Raw genomic sequence first — 20,365 nt, 5'->3', positions numbered from 1 at the left:
CCGATTCAGCCCACCTGCACTGAAAGCATTGAGAGCGATCCCATCACCAGCCCCTCGGTCGGCTGAGTCACCGGCTCAACGCCGTCCCACGCCCCCAGCACATACAACAGCGGAAGATAATGATCCGGTGACGGATTAGAAAGCGCACCGCCTTCGTGATCCATAAAGTTCACCAGCGGATGATCCTTCGTGTCGCCCTTCCAGCTCAGATTATCTTTCACATATTGATCGAACGTGATCGCCCACGGATAAGGCTCGCCGTTACCGTCCCATTTCACCATCCGCAGGTTATGCACCACGTTGCCGCTGGCGACAATCATCACACCCTCATCACGCAGCGCGGCCAGTTTTCTGCCAAGCTCGAAGTGATATTCCGGCGGCTGTGTGCCGTCAATACTCAGCTGAACTACCGGGATATCGGCGTCAGGATACATCTTAATCAGTACGCCCCAGGTGCCGTGGTCAAAGCCCCATTCACTGGTATCCGCCAGCACACTCACCGGGCTGAGCAACTCCTGCACGCGTTTTGCCAGCGCGGGCGAACCCGGTGCCGGATAGCGCTTGTCGAACAACGCCTGCGGGAAACCGCCGAAGTCATGAATAGTGCGCGGATTTTCCATCGCCGTCACCGCCGTCCCACGGGTAAACCAGTGGGCTGACACCGCCAGAATCGCTTTTGGCCGGGGTAATGTTTCGCCCAGCGTATGCCAGGCACGGGTGTAGATATTGTCTTCCAGCACGTTCATCGGGCTGCCGTGGCCTAAGAAAAGTGCGGGCATACGTTGAGTCGTCATCATAAATTCCTTACCGCAAAATAAAAGAGAGCGGCGCTCACCAGCGGACTGCCGCGTAATGAAAATACGGTACTCTTTTTCAGTACGGGTTACAGCCGCATAACCATGAAGGAGATGTTCAATAAATTTGAAGGGAAAAATCAAAGGCAGTCTGGCTGGATTTTATTAACAGCATTCGTTCAGACAAAAATCAGCAATAAAAAGCAAAAAGGCCGCATAAGCGACCTTTTCTACACAATACCGCCAACAGTTAACTGGCCTGACGGGTCTGCGCCTGGCGATATTCCACCAGATCGGCAATGGTCACTACCGGCATATTGTGTTGTTTCGCAAAAACAATGGCTTCTGGCGCGTGTGCCATGCTGCCGTCGTCGTTGGTCAGCTCGCACAGCACGCCGAAAGGTTTGAGGCCGGCCAGCGTCACCAGATCGATGGATGCTTCAGTGTGACCACCACGGGTAAGCACGCCGCCCGCCTGTGCGCGCAGCGGGAAGATGTGCCCCGGACGGCTCAGGTCAGAAGGTTTCACGCCGTCTTTAATCGCGGTGCGGATGGTGGTGATACGGTCAGCGGCAGAAACGCCGGTGGTTACGCCTTCAGCCGCTTCAATGGTCACGGTGAAAGGCGTCTGGAACTGACTGGAGTTGTTCTCCACCATCATCGGCAGGTCGAGCTTTTTACGGCTGTCTTCGTTCATGGTGAGACACACGATGCCGCTGCCGTGGCGAATAGTCAGCGCCATTTGTGCAACGGTCATGTTTTCGGCGGCAAAGATTAAATCGCCTTCGTTTTCACGATCTTCGTCATCCAGCACCATCACACCAACGCCGTTACGAATGGCGTCAATAGCACGCTCAACACGTTCAGCAGGTGTACCGAATTCGGAAAGTAGGGTCTGATTCATGGTAAAAATAACCTCATGTTCTGTATGTGGATTACCAGAATCAGGGCGTCTTGAGGAGGCTAGCTGCAGCGGCCTGATGGCGTGCTACAGTTATAAAAAATAACGCAGCGGACAAATTTTGTCCGGCTTGAATCGTTACTCTCTCCCATCCGGACTTTAACCGTCGGCCCCGGAATTACACCGGATCTGCTGACCTCTAATCCCGAAGGATTGAGCGCTCGCGGGCTTCCACGTGGAAGGGATTAAGATCCTTCCGATATTCTGTGGTTTACCGCCGGTGGGGACTTTCACCCCGCCCTGAGAATAAGCAAATCAACTATAACGCCAATAAATGACCAGAGCAATCCTGCGGATTGGCCAATTAGTGCCCCGGAAGGTTTATAGAAACGTCATCTGCGATTACACTAAGCAAAAGCACCTCCTTCGAGAAAAGGAAATAACATGATTGACCCGAAAAAAATTGAACAAATTGCCCGCCAGGTTCACGAGTCTATGCCGAAAGGGATCCGCGAATTTGGTGAAGATGCCGAGAAGAAAATCCGTCAGGTATTGCAGGCACAGTTCAGCCGTATGGATTTAGTCAATCGCGAAGAGTTTGACGTGCAGACTCAGGTTTTACTGCGCACCCGCGAAAAACTGACCGCGCTGGAACAACGTCTGGCCGCACTGGAAAGTAAACTGACCGACGCCGAAAAATCGCAAGACCCGGTCTGATTTTCCGCTCGTCAGAAACGATAAAGGCCTGCTCAGCAGGCCTTTTTTATGTCTCGCTCTCAGACAGTTACCGTGTGTGAAGCACCGTTTTAGCACGCGGTAAAAGTAGCCAGAGCGCGGCAAACACCATCAGCGCGTACGCGGCTTTCCAGCCCACCATTGCCAGCAATACGCAGCACAATACCGCGCCGAGCATCGCCATCCACCTCGAACGGCCTTTGAGGATCCGCGCCCCGGCAAGCATGCACAGCAGATAGATCAGGATGAAGATCCCATTGGCGTAAGTGATCAGCGCACCAAGTGGCAGATGGAGCCAGTAAATCAGCAGCGTGAACAGCACGCAGCAACCGACGACCAGATTCAGTGCGGCAACCGGCACCCGCTCTGAGGACAGCTGCGCCAGCCTGCTTTGCGGCTTGAGCTGCGCCTGCGACCACACCAGCCGCGCGAAGCTTTGAGTATAAATATTTACGCTGGCGAAGCAGGCCAGATAGCCAATGATGCAGGCCACCCACAACGCTTTTTGCCCGAACAGCTGCACCACAATACCCGGCAGTGATGCGCCCGCTTCCCGCCCTTCTCCCCACGCATGGAATTTCAGCACCGCCACGGTACAGCCCCAGTAGACGGCTCCGGCAACCAGCATACCGATGAGTAAAGCACGCGGAAAATCCCGTTCCGGGTTACGAAATTCTGTCGCCAGATGGGCGAACGCTTCCAGCCCGACGAAGCACCAAAACATCACAGCCAGCGCATCAAACAGGTTTGATGGCGAAATATCCCGAATGGCCGGCAACGGAATTTCCGGCAGCGTAATATCGCCTTTCCACCAGATGGCGATGACCAGAGCAATCACCAGAGCCGCAATCAGCGTCTGAATATTGGCGCTCGAACCCGCGCTGCGCGTGCCAAGGAACCAGATCACCAAAAGCGTACCAAGCTGAACCAGCAGCAGATTTTCGCTGCTCCAGCCAAATGCTGCCTGCCAGAAGCCGGCGGCGATGTGCAACGCAGCAGGTAAACCAACCGGGATCACCGATAAAAACAACCAGCCGGTCACGCGTGCCATGTGCGGCCCGAAGGCTTTACCCACAAAATGGGCCGCCCCGCCCGCGCTGGGAAAATGTCTCCCGAGTGCAGCGAAGCCGATGGCTATCGGAAACACCAGCAGAATAAGCACCGGCCACGCCCACAGGCTGTCGTTTTGCGCCAGCTGCGCCGCCAGCGCGGGCACCGCGAATACACCGGTGCCGAGCAATGAGGTGGAAAGCAAACCGACGCCCTGCGCCAGACTGAGTTCCTGTTTTAATCCGCTCACAACAGAGTCACTTCCGTTTTGGGTTCTGAATTGAAATTTCGATAAAGAAAAAGGGCTTATCAGATAAGCCCTTCGGTCAGTCCGCGGAGGACAGAATCAGTCCTGCGCTTTGATCTGATTGATGATCTTGGTCGTAGACAACCCGTCTTCAAAGTTCAGCACGCGGACTTCGCCGCCGTTGGCCCAGACTTCATCACAACCGGCGATTTGCTCCGGTTTGTAGTCTCCGCCTTTGACCAGCAGATCCGGCAAGATCCCGGCGATCAGGCGCTGCGGGGTATCTTCTTCAAATGAGACCACCCAGTCCACGGCGCCTAGTGCACCCAGCACGATCATACGGTTTTGCAGCGCATTAACCGGACGGGTTTCGCCTTTCAGACGTTTGGTGGACGCGTCGCTGTTCACTGCGACGATCAGACGATCGCCGAGTTTACGGGCGTTCGCCAGATAGGAAACGTGCCCGGCGTGCAGAATGTCGAAGATGCCGTTGGTCATCACCACTTTCTCGCCGCGCTGACGCGCCATCGCCACAGCCGCTTTTAACTGTTCTTCCGTCATTACGCCGAAACCGACGTCCGAACGGCCACCGATGGCGTTTTCCAGTTCGACCGGAGACACGGTGGATGTGCCGAGCTTACCGACCACCACACCTGCGGCGGCGTTGGCCAGGAAGCAGGATTCTTCCAGCGTATTCCCTGCCGCCAGCGCAGCCGCCAGCGTGCCGATCACCGTGTCACCGGCACCGGTTACGTCATACACTTCCTGCGCCTGGGTCGGCAGATGCAGCGGCTCTTTGCCCGGCTGCAACAGCGTCATACCGTGTTCGGAACGGGTCACCAGCAGCGCAGACAGCTCAAAATCAGCAATCAGCTGCATACCACGCGCGACCAGTTCGTCTTCATTCTTACAGCGGCCGACCACGGCTTCGAATTCTGACAAGTTAGGTGTCAGCAACGTCGCACCGCGATAGCGTTCAAAGTCAGATCCTTTTGGATCAACCAAAACAGGAACGCCCGCTTTGCGCGCCAGCTGGATCATCTTCTGCACTTCAGTCAGCGCGCCCTTGGCATAATCTGACAGCACCAGCGCCCCGCTTTCCGGCAGAGCCTGCTCGATTTTAGTCAGCATCGGTTGCAGATCGACGCCTTCGAAACCTTCTTCGAAGTCGAGGCGGATCAGTTGCTGGTTACGCGACAAAATACGCAGCTTGGTGATGGTCGGATGCGTCGGCAATGCCACGAAATCGCAGTGAACCTTCACTTCCGCCAGACGTTCGCTCAGTGCGCGAGCCGCATCGTCCACGCCGGTCAGACCGATCAGACGGGAAGAAGCACCGAGGGACGAAATATTCATCGCCACGTTAGCCGCGCCGCCTGGCCGTTCTTCGATGGTATTCACCTTGACCACCGGCACGGGTGCTTCCGGTGAAATACGGTTGGTCGGGCCATACCAGTAGCGGTCTAACATTACGTCACCGACCACCAGCACGCCGGCACGGTGAAAATCAGGCAAAGTCACTTTCATCCCAAGACTCCAAAACAGGTAAAACCAGACATAAAAAGAGTGCGGCGGATAATATCACACCCCGAATAAAAACCCTCAGCCGAGCCATTTCGCCCAGCTGGCGCGGATTTGCTCACGTTCCGTTGCAAAGCTGCCTGCTGCCACTTTGCCGCTGTGTTCCTGCAATGCAAGGTGATGGATTTCATCGCGCAACGTGACATAAGCGTGGGTCAGATCCCGCGCTTCTTCCTCCGGCATGATGTCGTTTTGCGCCATCAGTTCGAAAATTCGCACGTTATCCGACCAGCGCGTTAGTTTCGGCTTTTCATGCGCAAACCGCAGGACCAGATATTGTGCAATGAATTCAATATCAGTGATGCCACCCGGATCGGCTTTCAAATCAAACTCGGCAGATTTTTTGCTGCCGAGATGCGCGTACATTTTTTCGCGCATCTCGCGGACTTCTTTGCGCAACTCGTCGCCCTCGCGCTCGCGGCAGAGAATATCGTGGCGCGTGGCGTTAAACTGCTGTGCCAGCTGCGGATCGCCGTACACGACGCGCGCGCGCACCAGCGCCTGATGTTCCCAGGTCCAGGCCTCATTCGCCTGATAGTCAGCGAAGGCTTCAATAGTGCTGACCAGCATACCGGACGCGCCGGAAGGGCGCAGGCGCGGATCAACCTCGTACAGAATGCCGGAAGCCGTACGCGTGCTGAATAAATGCATGATGCGCTGCGCCAGTCGTAGATAAAATTGTCGCCCGTCGATACTGCGCTCGCCGTCGGTCATCACCTCCGGTGCACAGTCGAGCAGGAATACCAGATCCAGATCGGAGCTGTATCCCAGTTCCCAACCGCCCAGTTTTCCATATCCAACCACCGCAAACCCGCGCCCTTCACGCTGCGCAAGATGCGTCGGCTGACCGTAACGCACAACCATCTGATCCCAGGCCTGCTGAACAACCACGTCCAGTATTGCTTCGGCCAGATAGGTTAAGTGATCGCTGACTTTCATCACCGGCAGCGCCCCGGAAATATCCCCAGCGGCGATACGCAGATGTTGCGCCTGTTTGAACTGGCGGACGGCTTCAAGCTGCTGTTCTTCATCTTCCGTCGGCACGCGCATCAGGTACTGGCGCAGTTCGTCGCGGTAAGCGCCCGGCTCAATCGGATGATAAAGCGTGCGTGAATCGAGGAGTTCATCAAGCAATAACGGATGACGCGCCAGCTGTGAAGCGACCATCGGCGAGGCGGCACACAGGCGGATAAGCTGTTTAAGCGCACCCGGATATTCCACCAGCAGCTCAATGTAGGTCGTGCGCGTGACGATGTTCAGCAACAGCTGCATCAGGCGCTGCAAAGTCACATCAGCATTTTTATAGGTGCAAACCTGCGCCAGCAGGCGGGGCATCAGCAAATCCAGCTGATCGCGACCGCGCGGCCCGATGGTGCGTTTATCAACGTCCCGGCGAAATTCGCCGATTTGTTGCAAAATATGCCGCTGCGCACCCTCGTCCAGCTGCGGCACCCAGGGTGCCAGCTCGGACGGCTCCAGTGAATCACTCCATAAACTGCTGAAGGATGACTGCTGCTGATCGTCCTCGGTATCCGGCGTGTCATCACCAATCAGATCGTTAAACACGGCACGCACGGCTTGCATGTGAGCATTCACTGCGTCAAGCAGCTGCGGCCAGTCATTGAAATTCATGCCCCACGCCAGACGCGCCTGATTCAACTCGTCTGCAGGCAGCGTTTGCGTTTGCTCGTCGCCGATAGCCTGCAGCAGATTTTCAAGACGACGCAGGAACAGATAGCTGGCGCGCAGTTGCATCACTTGTTCGACAGGCAGCAGCCCGAGTTTTTCCAGCGCCTGCAAGGTCGGCAGCAAAGCGCGTTGTTGCAGCGCAGGCTCTCGCCCGCCGCGGATCAATTGGAAAACCTGCACGATAAATTCAATTTCGCGGATCCCCCCCGCGCCCAGCTTGATGTTGTCTCTCAAACCCCGGCGGCGGACTTCGCGGGCGATCATCCCTTTCATATTGCGCAGGGACTGGATCACGCTGAAATCGATGTAACGGCGGAATACAAAAGGCTTCAGCATCTTGCGCAGTTCCTGACTGCTGATGTCTTCCGCGCCGCCCATCAGCCGCGCTTTGACCATCGCGTAGCGTTCCCAGTCGCGCCCCTGTTCCTGATAATAATCTTCCAGCGCCGGGAAGCTCATCACCAGCGGGCCGCTGTCGCCGAACGGCCGCAGTCGCATATCGACGCGGTAGACAAAGCCGTCCAGCGTCGGCTGATCCAGCGCTTTGATCAACCGCTGACCGAGACGCAGGAAAAACTGTGAATTCTCCAGTTCACGGCGGCCACCACGGGTCTGGCCGTTTTCCGGATACGCAAAAATCAGGTCGATATCAGACGAGAAATTCAGTTCGCCGCCGCCGAGTTTGCCCATTCCGAGGATCAGCATACGTTGCGGTTCACCGGTTTCGTTGACGGGCGTACCGAACTCGCGGCAGCAGGCCTCATACAGCCAGTCACGGGCGCTGACGATCAGCAATTCCGCCAGTTCACTCAGCTGCTGTAACGTATCCTGTGCTTCGCTGGTTTGCGCCGACTGTGACCACGCAATGCGGGTCAGCGTCCGGCGTCGGAACAGCCGCAGCGCCTTCATGAGCCCGTTCTCATCGGTCACACTTTCCAGCGCAGCCTCCAGCCACTGGCGGTAAAATTGCCATTCCTGCGCCTGTGGCGGATTTTCTACGATTTCATGCCACCACTGCGGAAATGCCAGCAGGCTGTCGGTCACAAACTGACTGCTCGCCAGCACCGCCAGCTGATCCTGGTCGGGAAGCGGCAGTGGTTCAGGATGTTCACGCCATTGCTCAAGCAAACTCTCGGCGTGGCTTTGCAAAACAGGAGAAAGTGGCAACATGAAATCAGATTCCTTGCAAAAAAAAGCCCGGGCAATGAGCCCAGGCTTATCAGTCAATTAACGTGGCTGGCCGTTTAACCAGAACGCATCCATCATCACCGCATGGGAACGGGCGGAATCCTCCAGCGCCAGTTGCTTCTGGATAATCGCCTGTTGCAGCTCCGTCCAGCCCGCCAGATAGTCAGCGACGTCGCGTTCAGGATAGGCACCCGACAGCAAATGGAAGGTGATGATCTGACGCTTCAGACGCGCCAGCTGGTCGCGATAACCTTCTTCGGTCAGCGGCTGTGCAAAGGCCTCTTTCAGATCGGCAGCGGTACGGCCAAGCATGATGTCAGAGAAGCGCTTGAAGGAGCCTTCCAGTTTCTTCGCCGATTTATCATCGATGAACGGCGTCCAGCCTGACGTGGTCAGCCATGATGTGAGCACTAACTTACTTTTCAGATAGGTCGCGCTGAAGGAGACGTCTTGCCCATCGGCAGATTTCTGTTCCAGTACCGGCACCAGATCGGTCAGCAACGTGCGCAACTCAGAGGAGGCTTTACGTGGCACCAGCCCGCCAAACAGCACCAAAATCTGACGCACGGTTTCAACCGCCTGTAAGACCACCGGGCGCGCCAGTTTGTCGCCGCGCACCCACAACTCTTCATGGTACTGCCAGTGATCGAGCGCCAGCTCGAACATCCCGGCCATCGCCTGCTCAACGGTGGCTTTTGGTTGCGCTTTGTAGATGGGTAATGGTTTGATTTCACGCAGCGGATTGCCTTTCGCCAGATGATAACCGCGTGCGGCTTTGCTGAATCCGCCCTGGCGTAAACCACCGTGCTCGCCGATTTCAGCGGCCAGCGCCAGCAAATCCACGGTGTTGCCTTTTTTCAGCTCAAGTTCGATTTCAGCCAGCGGTTCGGACAACTCACCGGCAACCACTTCGCCCTGATCCAGACCCAGTTCAATCTCGCTTTCCCCGTAAGTGATCACCCACTTCTCACGGGTGAAATCGGTGCGGAATAACGGCGCTAAGGCTTTTTGCAGCGCCGCCACTTTGCAACCTTCCGGCCAGATATCTTTCGGGAAAGCGCTGAGCTTAAGCACTGGCTTTTTCAGCTCAACGTTATATTCCGGACGCTGGTGCAAACCACCTACCACTTTCCCGCCGGTTTTAATGGTCATTTCGTACTGATCGTCAAAACCACGGATACGCAGACCGATGTCATGCGAACGTAAATAGTTTTCCGCAGTCTCAAAATAGATGTTGGTCAGTTTCGAAGGCGCGGTGTGCTCGCTGGTAAATCGAGCGAGCTGTGCCGGTAACTCGGCAATTGCGGCCGGGGTGGCGATAAATTTTAATTCTATTTCTACGGTCATAAGGGTTTTCACACCGATTCTTTGCTGCCAAAAGGGATAAACGCGTCGCCTGAATTCTACCATAAGGACAGCGCGCAAGCCGCATGTTGCGGGATTGTAAGATAGTTCTCATTCCGGTTTATGCATTGCGTCGTCACACTGTTGCCCTTACTATCGGTCACCAAATTAACGCGAACGCCCAAAACCGCGGTCGCTGGAAGACGTATCCTGATAAAACGGATCCACACTTCACGTTCCCTAAATTCACAAAGAAACGATGAAATAATGCATAAATTACGCCTGATTGGTTTCGCTTTGCTTGGCTTAAGCATCACTTGGGGCGCTCATGCCGATGAGAAGCGCTACATTTCCGACGATTTGATCACCTATATCCATAGCGGTCCGGGTAATCAGTATCGCATTGTTGGCACCCTGAATGCCGGTGATGAAGTCACCCTGCGCAGTGTCAACGACAGCACTAAATACGGTGAAATCATTGACTCGAAAGGGAAAACCGCCTGGATCCCTCTCGACCAGCTGAGCAATTTACCGAGTATCCGTACCCGCGTTCCCGATCTCGAGAAGCAAGTCAAAACGCTGACCGACAAGCTGACGAACATTGATTCCAGCTGGAACCAGCGCACAGCGGAAATGCAGAGTAAAGTCGCCTCCAGCGACAGCATCATCAACGCCCTGAAGAAAGAAAATCAGGAGTTGAAAAACCAGAAGATCATCGCGGAGAAGAAAGTTAACGCGGTAAACGTCCAGCTCGACGACAAACAGCGCACCATTATTTTACAGTGGTTTATGTACGGTGGCGGTGTCGCGGGTGTGGGTCTGGTTCTCGGCCTGCTGCTCCCACACCTCATCCCACGTCGTAAGAAAAAAGACCGCTGGATGAGCTGACCGGTTAATTCCGTCACACCTTTCCTGTTTGGATTTTAACCTTAAGGCACTTCGGTGCCTTTTCGTGTTTGCATCAATCGGGAAATCCGTAGCGCAACTTTGCTATGATGAAGACAGAACCCATCCCTGCTTTGGCGCCACGGTGCGCTTCATGAGCCATATTTCAGGAGTTATCGCGTGGAGATTTACCTGGTCGGCGGCGCAGTCCGAGACAGTTTATTAAACCTGCCTGTGTCTGAATACGATTGGGTGGTCGTGGGCGCGACACCTGAATATATGCTGGAAAACGGCTATCAACAGGTCGGTAAAGATTTCCCGGTGTTCGTGCATCCGGTCAGCCGCGATGAATATGCGCTGGCCAGAACGGAACGCAAATCAGGTTCCGGCTATAACGGTTTTACCTGTTACGCCGCGCCGGACGTCACGTTAGAGCAAGATCTGATGCGTCGTGATCTCACCATCAACGCCATTGCCAAAAGTGCGGATGGCCAGTTAATCGATCCTTATCACGGTCAGCGCGATATCGAAAAACGCCAGTTACGCCATGTTTCTGATGCCTTTGGTGAAGATCCGCTGCGCGTTCTGCGCGTTGCGCGTTTCGCCGCACGCTTTGCGCATCTGGGTTTCACCGTTGCAGCAGAAACGCAGACGCTCATGCAGCAGATGGCGGAAAGCGGCGAACTGGAAGCACTGACGCCAGAACGCGTGTGGAAAGAAACTGAAAAGGCGTTGCAGACTCAGGATCCGCAGGTGTACTTCCAGGTACTACGCGACTGTGGCGCGCTGAAAGTGCTGTTCCCGGAAGTTAATGCGCTGTTTGGCGTACCTGCGCCAGAGAAATGGCATCCGGAAATCGATACGGGCATTCACACGCTGATGACGCTGAAAATCGCCAGCCAGCTCTCTCCTGACGTTGACGTGCGTTTCTCAGCACTGTGCCACGATTTGGGCAAAGGCCTGACGCCGCCGCAATATTGGCCACACCATCACGGTCACGGCCCGGCCGGCGTTAAGCTGGTAGAAAATATCTGCCAGCGACTGAAAGTCCCGACGCATATTCGTGACCTGGCGAAACTGGTGGCAGAATTCCATGACCTTATCCACACCGTGAATAAATTGCGCCCGGAAACCCTGCTCAAACTGTTTGATACCATTGATGTGTGGCGCAAACCGCAGCGCCTTGAGCAAATGATCATGACCAGCGAAGCCGATGCGCGTGGACGCACAACGTTTGAAGATAATCCGTACCCGCAGGGCGATTTCCTGCGTGAAGCCTTTACTATCGCCAGCAGTATTTCCAACAAAGAAGTGCTGGATGACGGTTTTCAGGGGATCGAAATCCGTGATGAGCTGAAAAAACGTCGGACGCAGGCTTTGGCCGAATGGAAGACAATGCAGGATCCCGTTCTCTGATCAGGACGAGTGCTAAAAAAGCCCCGCACGGTTTCCCGTCGGGGCTTTTTTTGGTCTTGAAATGCTGAAAATCAGGCAATAAAGACGAAGTAGACTGCCAGCGCGACGAAGAAACGATAAATCGCGAACGGAATAAACGAGATACGCTTAATCACGGCCAGGAAGGTTTTGATAGCAAACAACGCGACGATGAACGCGGTGATGAAACCGGTCGCGAACATCGGCAGATCGGCCATACTTAAAAAGCTGTAGCTTTTATAAAGATCCAGCGCTGTGGCACCCAGCATCATCGGCACGGCTAACAGGAAAGAGAATTCAGACGCAGCAAAACGGCTGACGCCCAGCAACATCCCACCACCGATCGTCGCTCCGGAACGCGAGAATCCCGGCCATAACGCCAGACACTGGAACATCCCAATCAGGAAGGCCTGCGTATAGGTCATGTCATCCAGACCTTCTGCGCGTGGTTTTTTCGGTTTTAGCAACTCGGCGGCGATCAGTAAAAAGCCCCCGACTACCAGCGCATACATTACGTTTTTCGGCTCGAAAAGCGATTTTATCTGCGAATGTAGCAGCAAACCCAACACCGTCGCAGGGATCATGCCCAGAATAATGTGCAGTAAGTTCAGACGGCGGGTTCCCGTGCCTTCATGAACCGGTGGTTTGCCAAAATGCAGGCCAAGCATGCCGAATAAACGACGCCAGAACATCACCACGACCGCCAGAATAGAGCCCAACTGGATGATCACTTCGAACGATTTGGCTTTATCTCCGGTGAACCCTAAAAGGTTACCCACGATGATCATATGCCCGGTGGAGGAAACCGGTAAAAACTCGGTCAGCCCTTCCACCACTCCCATAATTACGGCAACCAGCAAAGAATGATTTTCAGCGATCATTAGTTTACCCAACCCTCATAGTGGCCCGCATGCGGGCAAAATATGCTGCAAAACAGACAATAAAAAAGCGACATCATGCTGAGTCGCTTCAATCAAGCGTAACCGGCGAGCCGGCTTCTACTTGTAATGCTTCTTTATGACAATCAATAGACAAGCTGATTCTGAATTCTATCCATTATAGAAATTAAAAACGTTGGCCGCGCTCAATGATCACTCCAACGTTGGCAGCCTGCGCCACGGCGCCGGGCTTGCTGAGCTTGATCCGCACCCATGGCGAATTAAAACGCGCCAGAAGCAGCGTTGCCACTTCTTCCGCCACCCGCTCAACCAGCGCAAAATTCTGCGTGGAGACGTGCTCAATGACGGCATCACTGACATCCGCATAACTTAAACAGTCATTCACATCATCGCTGGAAGCCGACTTGCGGTTATCCCACGCCAGTTCGATATCGAACACCAGTTTCTGTTTAATGGTCTGTTCCCAATCGTAGGCACCAATAGTAGTGATTACATTTAGTTGCTCAATAAATACGATATCCATCACGCGATTCTCTGTTTTTGGCCAAGCCGGATACCACTTCCAGCAGAAAATGCGTATTATCCATGTATGTTGCGATTAAAACGACCCTTATTAGACGGAACGGCTTTATGAGTGCTACCGCGCTTGGAATGATTATTTTCGCCTACCTTTGCGGCTCGATTTCCAGTGCGATTCTGGTCTGCCGGGTAGCCCGTTTGCCTGATCCGCGTACGGCGGGTTCATGCAATCCAGGCGCGACTAACGTGTTGCGCCTGGGTGGACGTCTTGCCGCGGCGGCAGTCCTGATCTTTGATGTACTCAAAGGGATGCTGCCGGTCTGGCTGGCTTATCTTCTCAACATTCCGCCGATGTACCTTGGCCTTACCGCTATCGCGGCCTGCCTCGGCCATATCTACCCGGTCTTCTTCCGCTTTAAAGGCGGCAAGGGCGTGGCGACAGCATTCGGTGCTATCGCGCCTATCGGCTGGGACTTAACTGGCCTGATGACCGGCACATGGCTGCTGACAGTACTGCTAAGCGGCTACTCGTCGCTGGGTGCGATCGTCAGCGCGCTGATCGCCCCGTTTTACGTCTGGTGGTTCAAACCCGAATTCACCTTCCCGGTAGCTATGCTTTCCTGCCTTATCTTGTTGCGTCACCATGACAATATCCAGCGGTTGTGGCGGGGTCAGGAAGGGAAAATCTGGGATAAGCTGAAGAAGAAACGTAAAGCTGAAAAAGAAGATAAAGACGAGTAACGCCAGATTTCAGACAAAAAAAACGACCTCATTGAAGGTCGTTTTTTGTTTGTATCCATCCGGCTCAGACGGGCGGCAACTCAGCCAGCGGCCAGCGGGGACGGACGGTGACACCTAAATCGGCAGTCGCACCGGTTTTCAGCCGCACCATGCCCGCATAAGCGATCATCGCGCCATTATCGGTGCAGAACTCAGGACGGGCGTAGAAAACTTCGCCGCCACGCTTGGTCATCATTTCGGCTAATTTTGCCCGCAACGTGCGGTTGGCGCTAACGCCACCGGCCATCACCAGCCGTTTAAAACCGGTCTGATCCAGTGCGCGTTTGCACTTGATCGCCAGCGTATCCACAACCGCATCTTCGAATGCGCGCGCAATGTCCGCATGCGTTTGTGCGTCACTGTCATTGCCACGAATGGTGTTCGCCGCAAACGTTTTCAGGCCCGAGAAACTGAAATCCAGCCCCGGACGATCGGTCATCGGACGCGGGAACGTAAACCGCCCTGCCACGCCCTGTGAGGCCATTTTCGACAGCAACGGGCCGCCCGGATAATCCAGCCCTAATAATTTGGCCGTTTTATCGAAGGCTTCACCGGCGGCATCATCAATGGATTCGCCAAGCAGAGTGTATTCACCGATGCCGGTGACACTGATTAATTGCGTGTGACCGCCGGAAACCAACAACGCGACGAACGGAAAATCAGGAGGGTTATCTTCCAGCATAGGTGCCAGCAGATGCCCTTCCATGTGGTGAACAGGTACCGCAGGAACATCCCAGGCAAACGCCAGAGAGCGGCCTATCGTGGCCCCGACCAGCAACGCGCCGACCAGGCCAGGACCTGCGGTATAAGCCACGCCGTCGATATCCTGTGCGCTCAGCCCGGCTTCTTTAAGCGCGGCCTGAATCAGGGGTATTGTTTTACGAACGTGGTCACGTGAAGCCAGTTCTGGCACCACTCCGCCGTAATCTGCATGTAGTTTTACCTGACTATACAGTTGGTTAGCCAACAAACCGGCTTCGCTGTCATAAACTGCAATTCCGGTTTCATCGCAGGACGTTTCAATACCCAGTACTCGCATCACTCTTTCCATCATTGTTTGGCGCTCACTCGCGGCGCGCAGTTTAGCACACAAGCGCCCGCAGGCGCTGCAACGGCGTTGGAATTCCTGCCACTTTACTAATCATCGTTACGACCAATTAATGTCGAGCAATTTGGGTTGATTGGTATATAATCGCCGCCCGACGCAAAAGCGAGCGCACAATGTTGCAGAAGGGTTGCAAAGAGCACCCGTTTCAATTTGCCGTTATGCTTTACAAGGCGACGCGAATTGGAGTAAAATTCCGCACCATTTTGAAATGTGCTGGTACAACATCAGCAAACAAACCGATTTTATCGAGGTGAGAGGCACATGCCTGTAATTAAAGTACGTGAAAACGAGCCGTTCGACGTAGCTCTGCGTCGCTTCAAACGTTCCTGCGAAAAAGCAGGTGTATTAGCCGAAGTTCGTCGTCGTGAGTTCTATGAAAAACCGACTACAGAACGTAAACGCGCTAAAGCATCTGCAGTAAAACGCCACGCCAAGAAACTGGCTCGCGAAAACGCACGTCGCACTCGTCTGTATTAATCTTCGGGGGCAACCCCAAATCGCGTGATTTGCAATATTAAGAACGCGCAGACTGCGTAGTAGCATACGAAGGCCGTGCTTTCCGAAAGGGATGCGCGGCTTGTTCTCGTTTATAGGCTAGTGAGTAAGGGGCTTATGGCTGGGAGAATTCCGCGCGTATTTATCAATGACTTGCTGGCTCGTATCGATATCGTCGATTTGATCGACGCCCGGGTAAAGCTCAAGAAACAAGGTAAAAATTATCACGCGTGCTGCCCTTTCCACCATGAGAAAACACCCTCATTTACCGTAAATGGCGATAAGCAGTTTTATCACTGTTTCGGCTGTGGTGCCCACGGCAATGCCGTCGATTTCCTGATGAACTATGACAGGCTTGAGTTTGTCGAAAGCATTGAGGAACTGGCGACAATGCAGGGTTTGGAAGTGCCGTACGAAGCAGGCACCGGCCCGACCCAGATGGAGCGTCATCAGCGTCAAAGCCTCTACCAGTTGATGGCCCCGCTCAGCGAGTTCTATCAACAGTCACTTAAACAACCCGCAGGTGCCCCCGCACGGGATTATCTTGCCCAGCGTGGTTTAAGTGCAGACGTCATCCAACATTTTGCCATTGGTTTCGCCCCGCCGGGTTGGGACAACGCCCTAAAGCGTTTTGGTAAAAATGCCGATGACAAAGCATCACTGATTGACGCCGGTATGTTGGTCACCAATGACAACGGACGCAGTTATGATCGCTTCCGCGAACGGGTTATGTTCCCGATACGTGATAAGCGTGGCCGCGTGATCGCATTTGGTGGCAGGGTTTTGGGCGACGGTACCCCGAAATACCTCAACTCACCGGAAACTGAAATTTTCCATAAAGGCCGCCAGTTGTATGGCCTGTATGAAGCGCAGTTGAAACACCCGACCCCAATGCGTCTCTTGGTGGTTGAAGGGTATATGGATGTCGTGGCACTGGCGCAGTTCGGTATTGATTATGCCGTGGCGTCACTGGGAACCTCCACCACAGCCGACCATATTCAGCTGATGTTCCGCAGTACGGATAACGTCGTCTGTTGTTATGACGGCGACCGCGCGGGGCGTGAAGCGGCATGGCGTGCGCTGGAAACGGCGCTGCCGTATCTCAATGATGGCCGCCAGTTGCGGTTTATGTTTTTACCGGACGGCGAAGATCCGGACACGCTGGTGCGTCAGGAAGGCAAAGAAGCTTTCGAACAGAGAATGGAGCAGGCGATGCCGCTTTCCACGTTCCTGTTTGATTCGCTGATGCCGCAGGTGGATTTGAGCAGCCCAGACGGGCGCACCAAACTCAGCATGCTGGCATTGCCGCTGATTCGTCAGGTACCCGGTGAGACGTTGCGGATGTATTTGCGTCAGCAGTTAGGGAACAAGCTCGGTATTTTGGATGACAGCCAGCTCGAAAAGCTGATGCCCAAACAGGCTGAGAATGGCAATACCTATCAGGCGCCCCAGCTAAAACGCACAACCATGCGTATACTTATAGGGTTACTGGTACAAAACCCACAACTGGCTACACTTATACCCTCGCTGCAAGGTTTGGAGCAAGCGAAGCAACCTGGACTGGATTTATTCAGTGAGTTGGTGACCACTTGCTTAGCCCAGCCGGGGCTGACCACAGGCCAGTTACTTGAACTTTATCGCGACAATAAGTTCTACCAACAGCTTGAAACTCTGGCGACATGGAACCACATGATCGTAGAGGACATGGTCGAAGAGGAATTTCGTGCCACGCTCGCCAGCCTGTATGACTCAATCTTAGAGCAACGGCTTGAAACCTTAATTGCAAAAGCCAGGACGCACGGCCTGAGCCCGGAGGAACGCACAGAAGTCAGTTCCCTGAATCAGGTGTTAGCGAGAAAGAACTAAAAAATAAGAACATAGAGATAGCGCGTGAAGCGTTATCGCAGAAAACACGGCTTAAGTGCCGATATATAGCGGGGCATGGCCCTGCGCAGAGCCGCCCTGGTGGGCCGCGGCACAATAAACGCCCCTAACGTTATTGTTGGCGATATCACCCGACCGACACGAACCCAAATACTCTGAAGTGTGGATACCGTCTTATGGAGCAAAACCCGCAGTCACAGCTTAAGCTACTTGTCACCCGTGGTAAGGAGCAAGGCTATCTGACCTTTGCTGAGGTCAATGACCATCTGCCGGAAGATATCGTCGACTCCGACCAGATCGAAGACATCATCCAGATGATTAACGACATGGGCATCCAGGTTCTTGAAGAAGCGCCGGACGCCGATGATTTGATGCTGGCCGAAAACCGTCCTGATACCGATGAAGATGCTGCAGAAGCAGCGGCTCAGGTGCTTTCCAGCGTTGAATCTGAAATTGGCCGTACCACCGACCCTGTGCGTATGTATATGCGCGAAATGGGTACCGTTGAGCTCCTGACCCGTGAAGGCGAAATCGACATCGCCAAACGTATCGAAGACGGTATCAATCAGGTCCAGTGCTCCGTTGCTGAATATCCTGAAGCTATCACCTATTTGTTAGAGCAATATGACCGTGTTGAAGCAGGCGAAGCACGTCTGTCAGATTTGATCACCGGTTTTGTTGATCCGAACGCCGAAGAAGAAATCGCGCCGACTGCGACTCACGTGGGTTCTGAACTGACCACTGAAGAGCAGAACGATACCGATGACGATGAAGAAGACGACGACGATGCTGAAGACGACAACAGCATCGACCCGGAACTGGCGCGTCAGAAGTTCACCGATCTGCGTGAGCAACATGAAGCGACACGTGCCGTTATCAAGAAAAATGGCCGTAGCCACAAAAGCGCCGCAGAAGAAATTCTGAAGCTGTCCGATGTGTTTAAACAGTTCCGTCTGGTACCAAAACAGTTCGATTTCCTGGTTAACAGCATGCGCTCCATGATGGATCGCGTCCGTACTCAGGAACGTCTGATCATGAAAGTGTGCGTTGAACAGTGCAAAATGCCGAAGAAAAACTTCGTCAATCTGTTCGCCGGTAACGAAACCAGCAGTACCTGGTTTGATGCCGCTCTGGCAATGGGTAAACCATGGTCTGAGAAGCTGAAAGAAGTCACCGAAGACGTGCAGCGCGGCCTGATGAAACTGCGCCAGATCGAAGAAGAAACTGGCCTGACTATCGAACAGGTAAAAGACATTAACCGTCGCATGTCGATCGGCGAAGCGAAAGCCCGCCGTGCGAAGAAAGAGATGGTTGAAGCGAACTTACGTCTGGTTATCTCTATCGCGAAGAAATACACCAACCGTGGCTTGCAGTTCCTTGATCTGATTCAGGAAGGTAACATCGGCCTGATGAAAGCCGTTGATAAGTTTGAATATCGCCGTGGTTATAAGTTCTCTACTTATGCGACCTGGTGGATCCGTCAGGCTATCACCCGCTCCATCGCCGACCAGGCACGTACCATCCGTATTCCGGTGCATATGATTGAGACCATTAACAAACTCAACCGTATTTCACGCCAGATGCTGCAAGAGATGGGCCGTGAGCCAACGCCGGAAGAGCTGGCTGAACGCATGCTGATGCCGGAAGATAAAATTCGTAAAGTGCTGAAAATCGCTAAAGAGCCAATCTCCATGGAAACGCCAATCGGCGACGATGAAGATTCGCATCTGGGTGATTTCATCGAGGATACAACCCTCGAACTGCCACTGGACTCTGCGACCTCGGAAAGCCTGCGTTCTGCAACGCACGATGTTCTGGCTGGCCTGACCGCACGTGAAGCGAAAGTTCTGCGTATGCGTTTCGGTATCGATATGAACACTGACCACACGTTGGAAGAAGTGGGCAAACAGTTCGATGTTACCCGTGAACGTATCCGTCAGATCGAAGCCAAAGCGTTGCGTAAACTGCGCCACCCAAGCCGCTCCGAAGTGCTGCGCAGCTTCCTCGACGACTAGTCGTCCTGAAGCTCCCGGCGATTAAAAGCCCCGCCTTTCTCTGGAAATGGCGGGGCTTTTTTTTTCTACTAATGTGTATTTTCAGGCATTAAGCGCGTCATACAACTCGCGATAAGACGCGACCAGCTCTTCCAGCTTCGCCCTGTTCAATCCGCTTGGATTGGGTAATACCCAGACCTCGGTCCTGCCGATTTTCAGTGCCTGACGTCCCCAGTTCACTTTGCTTATGCCAAACGCTTTGCTGAATGCCTGCTTACCCAGTACGGCCAACGCCTTCGGCTGATACCGCTCGATCTTCTCCGTCAGCATCGCCCCGCCTTCGCGCAGTTCCTCGCGCACCAGTTCTGTCGCTTCCACCGTCGGACGCTCCACCAGCATGGTGATGCCACAGCCGGTATCCAGCAAATGCTGCTCTTCCTCAGGTTTCAGGAGACGTTCGGTAAAACCCGCCTGATGGATCACTTTCCAGAAACGGTTGTTGGCATTGGCAAAATGATAGCCATGATGCGCCGTCGATAAACCGGGGTTAATACCGCAGAACACCACGGTCAGATCCTCATCAATGATATCGGTGATCATAATCTTGCCCTGTGACGTATTTACGGAAGTTATCAATAAAAAGTGCAGCGATCACAATACCCTGCAACTGCGCATAAAACGCGCATACAAGCTGAAGACATATAGACCTGTAAGCAGAGTTTACCGTATAATCCCGCACCTAGGCCCTTTAGCTCAGTTGGTTAGAGCACGCGACTCATAATCGCTTGGTCACTGGTTCAAGTCCAGTAGGGGCCACCAAATAAAACAAGGAGTTAGA

17 protein-coding genes, 1 tRNA gene and 1 riboswitch are annotated in these 20,365 nt (G+C 54.0%); of the genes, 8 read left to right on the top strand and 10 right to left on the bottom strand.

Annotated elements, in window-relative coordinates:
• Positions 1 to 5: 5 nt before the first annotated feature.
• Complete coding sequence (ygiD, locus tag ACMHLI_RS16285; protein ID WP_413530416.1) at positions 6 to 794, bottom strand: 4,5-DOPA dioxygenase extradiol; 789 nt, start codon at positions 792 to 794, stop codon at positions 6 to 8.
• A 250-nt stretch (positions 795 to 1,044) separates the two neighbouring features.
• Complete coding sequence (gene ribB, locus ACMHLI_RS16280; RefSeq protein ID WP_413530360.1) at positions 1,045 to 1,698, bottom strand: 3,4-dihydroxy-2-butanone-4-phosphate synthase; 654 nt, start codon at positions 1,696 to 1,698, stop codon at positions 1,045 to 1,047.
• Positions 1,699 to 1,831: 133 nt separating this feature from the next.
• A riboswitch (FMN riboswitch) is annotated at positions 1,832 to 2,007 on the bottom strand.
• A 132-nt stretch (positions 2,008 to 2,139) separates the two neighbouring features.
• Between ribB and ubiK the strand changes: the two genes are divergently transcribed.
• Positions 2,140 to 2,412, top strand: a complete 273-nt coding sequence (ubiK, locus tag ACMHLI_RS16275) for a ubiquinone biosynthesis accessory factor UbiK (RefSeq protein WP_413530359.1) — start codon at positions 2,140 to 2,142, stop codon at positions 2,410 to 2,412.
• 67 nt (positions 2,413 to 2,479) lie between these two features.
• Here the strand turns inward: ubiK and yjeH are convergent, their stop codons facing one another.
• From yjeH to ACMHLI_RS16255, 4 genes are all read right to left on the bottom strand, one after another.
• Positions 2,480 to 3,730 carry an L-methionine/branched-chain amino acid transporter gene (gene yjeH, locus ACMHLI_RS16270; protein ID WP_413530358.1) on the bottom strand — a complete coding sequence of 417 codons (1,251 nt, stop codon included), beginning with the start codon at positions 3,728 to 3,730 and terminating at the stop codon, positions 2,480 to 2,482.
• Positions 3,731 to 3,826: 96 nt separating this feature from the next.
• Positions 3,827 to 5,254, bottom strand: coding sequence for a bifunctional D-glycero-beta-D-manno-heptose-7-phosphate kinase/D-glycero-beta-D-manno-heptose 1-phosphate adenylyltransferase HldE (hldE, locus tag ACMHLI_RS16265; protein ID WP_413530357.1), 1,428 nt, complete (start codon positions 5,252 to 5,254; stop codon positions 3,827 to 3,829).
• A gap of 75 nt (positions 5,255 to 5,329) precedes the next feature.
• A complete protein-coding gene (gene glnE / locus ACMHLI_RS16260; RefSeq protein ID WP_413530356.1) occupies positions 5,330 to 8,167 on the bottom strand; it encodes a bifunctional [glutamate--ammonia ligase]-adenylyl-L-tyrosine phosphorylase/[glutamate--ammonia-ligase] adenylyltransferase in 2,838 nt (945 codons plus the stop codon).
• A 57-nt stretch (positions 8,168 to 8,224) separates the two neighbouring features.
• Positions 8,225 to 9,532 (bottom strand): CYTH domain-containing protein, encoded by a 1,308-nt coding sequence (locus ACMHLI_RS16255; RefSeq protein WP_413530355.1) that lies wholly within the window; start codon positions 9,530 to 9,532, stop codon positions 8,225 to 8,227.
• Positions 9,533 to 9,796: 264 nt separating this feature from the next.
• Here ACMHLI_RS16255 and ACMHLI_RS16250 point away from each other — a divergent pair, with 264 nt between their 5' ends.
• Both ACMHLI_RS16250 and ACMHLI_RS16245 read left to right on the top strand, forming a co-directional pair.
• Positions 9,797 to 10,417: a TIGR04211 family SH3 domain-containing protein gene (locus tag ACMHLI_RS16250; protein WP_112164647.1), complete on the top strand. Its 621-nt coding sequence runs from the start codon at positions 9,797 to 9,799 to the stop codon at positions 10,415 to 10,417.
• Between the two features lie 177 nt (positions 10,418 to 10,594).
• Positions 10,595 to 11,830: a multifunctional CCA addition/repair protein gene (locus ACMHLI_RS16245; RefSeq protein WP_413530354.1), complete on the top strand. Its 1,236-nt coding sequence runs from the start codon at positions 10,595 to 10,597 to the stop codon at positions 11,828 to 11,830.
• A 71-nt stretch (positions 11,831 to 11,901) separates the two neighbouring features.
• On the opposite strand, the gene bacA is transcribed toward ACMHLI_RS16245, so the two are convergent.
• Together bacA and folB are read right to left on the bottom strand one after the other, a co-directional pair.
• Positions 11,902 to 12,726 (bottom strand): undecaprenyl-diphosphate phosphatase, encoded by an 825-nt coding sequence (gene bacA / locus ACMHLI_RS16240; RefSeq protein ID WP_413530415.1) that lies wholly within the window; start codon positions 12,724 to 12,726, stop codon positions 11,902 to 11,904.
• A 187-nt stretch (positions 12,727 to 12,913) separates the two neighbouring features.
• Positions 12,914 to 13,270 (bottom strand): bifunctional dihydroneopterin aldolase/7,8-dihydroneopterin epimerase, encoded by a 357-nt coding sequence (gene folB, locus ACMHLI_RS16235; protein ID WP_213051928.1) that lies wholly within the window; start codon positions 13,268 to 13,270, stop codon positions 12,914 to 12,916.
• A 107-nt stretch (positions 13,271 to 13,377) separates the two neighbouring features.
• Between folB and plsY the strand changes: the two genes are divergently transcribed.
• Entirely contained in the window at positions 13,378 to 14,007 is a 630-nt protein-coding gene (plsY, locus tag ACMHLI_RS16230; protein ID WP_413530353.1) for a glycerol-3-phosphate 1-O-acyltransferase PlsY, read from the top strand.
• A 64-nt stretch (positions 14,008 to 14,071) separates the two neighbouring features.
• Here plsY and tsaD read toward each other — a convergent pair whose 3' ends face one another.
• Positions 14,072 to 15,085, bottom strand: a complete 1,014-nt coding sequence (gene tsaD / locus ACMHLI_RS16225) for a tRNA (adenosine(37)-N6)-threonylcarbamoyltransferase complex transferase subunit TsaD (protein ID WP_413530352.1) — start codon at positions 15,083 to 15,085, stop codon at positions 14,072 to 14,074.
• Between the two features lie 330 nt (positions 15,086 to 15,415).
• On the opposite strand from tsaD, the gene rpsU reads away from it, so the two are divergent.
• The 3 genes from rpsU to rpoD all read left to right on the top strand — a co-directional run bounded on the left by rpsU (position 15,416) and on the right by rpoD (position 19,548).
• Positions 15,416 to 15,631, top strand: coding sequence for a 30S ribosomal protein S21 (gene rpsU / locus ACMHLI_RS16220; protein WP_001144069.1), 216 nt, complete (start codon positions 15,416 to 15,418; stop codon positions 15,629 to 15,631).
• A gap of 135 nt (positions 15,632 to 15,766) precedes the next feature.
• Positions 15,767 to 17,515 carry a DNA primase gene (gene dnaG / locus ACMHLI_RS16215; RefSeq protein ID WP_413530351.1) on the top strand — a complete coding sequence of 583 codons (1,749 nt, stop codon included), beginning with the start codon at positions 15,767 to 15,769 and terminating at the stop codon, positions 17,513 to 17,515.
• Positions 17,516 to 17,709: 194 nt separating this feature from the next.
• The gene (rpoD, locus tag ACMHLI_RS16210) at positions 17,710 to 19,548 is read left to right on the top strand and encodes an RNA polymerase sigma factor RpoD (RefSeq protein ID WP_112164641.1); all 1,839 of its coding nucleotides are present in this window, start codon (positions 17,710 to 17,712) and stop codon (positions 19,546 to 19,548) included.
• Between the two features lie 81 nt (positions 19,549 to 19,629).
• On the opposite strand, the gene mug is transcribed toward rpoD, so the two are convergent.
• Positions 19,630 to 20,127 (bottom strand): G/U mismatch-specific DNA glycosylase, encoded by a 498-nt coding sequence (mug, locus tag ACMHLI_RS16205; protein ID WP_413530350.1) that lies wholly within the window; start codon positions 20,125 to 20,127, stop codon positions 19,630 to 19,632.
• A gap of 142 nt (positions 20,128 to 20,269) precedes the next feature.
• Here mug and ACMHLI_RS16200 point away from each other — a divergent pair.
• Positions 20,270 to 20,346 (top strand) — tRNA-Ile (locus tag ACMHLI_RS16200).
• Positions 20,347 to 20,365: the final 19 nt, after the last annotated feature.

The organism is Rahnella inusitata (assembly GCF_965118895.1).
GTDB lineage: Bacteria > Pseudomonadota > Gammaproteobacteria > Enterobacterales > Enterobacteriaceae > Rahnella > Rahnella inusitata_A.
Note: the sequence above shows the minus strand (reverse complement) of the source record. Positions and strands in the feature narration are given on the sequence as shown.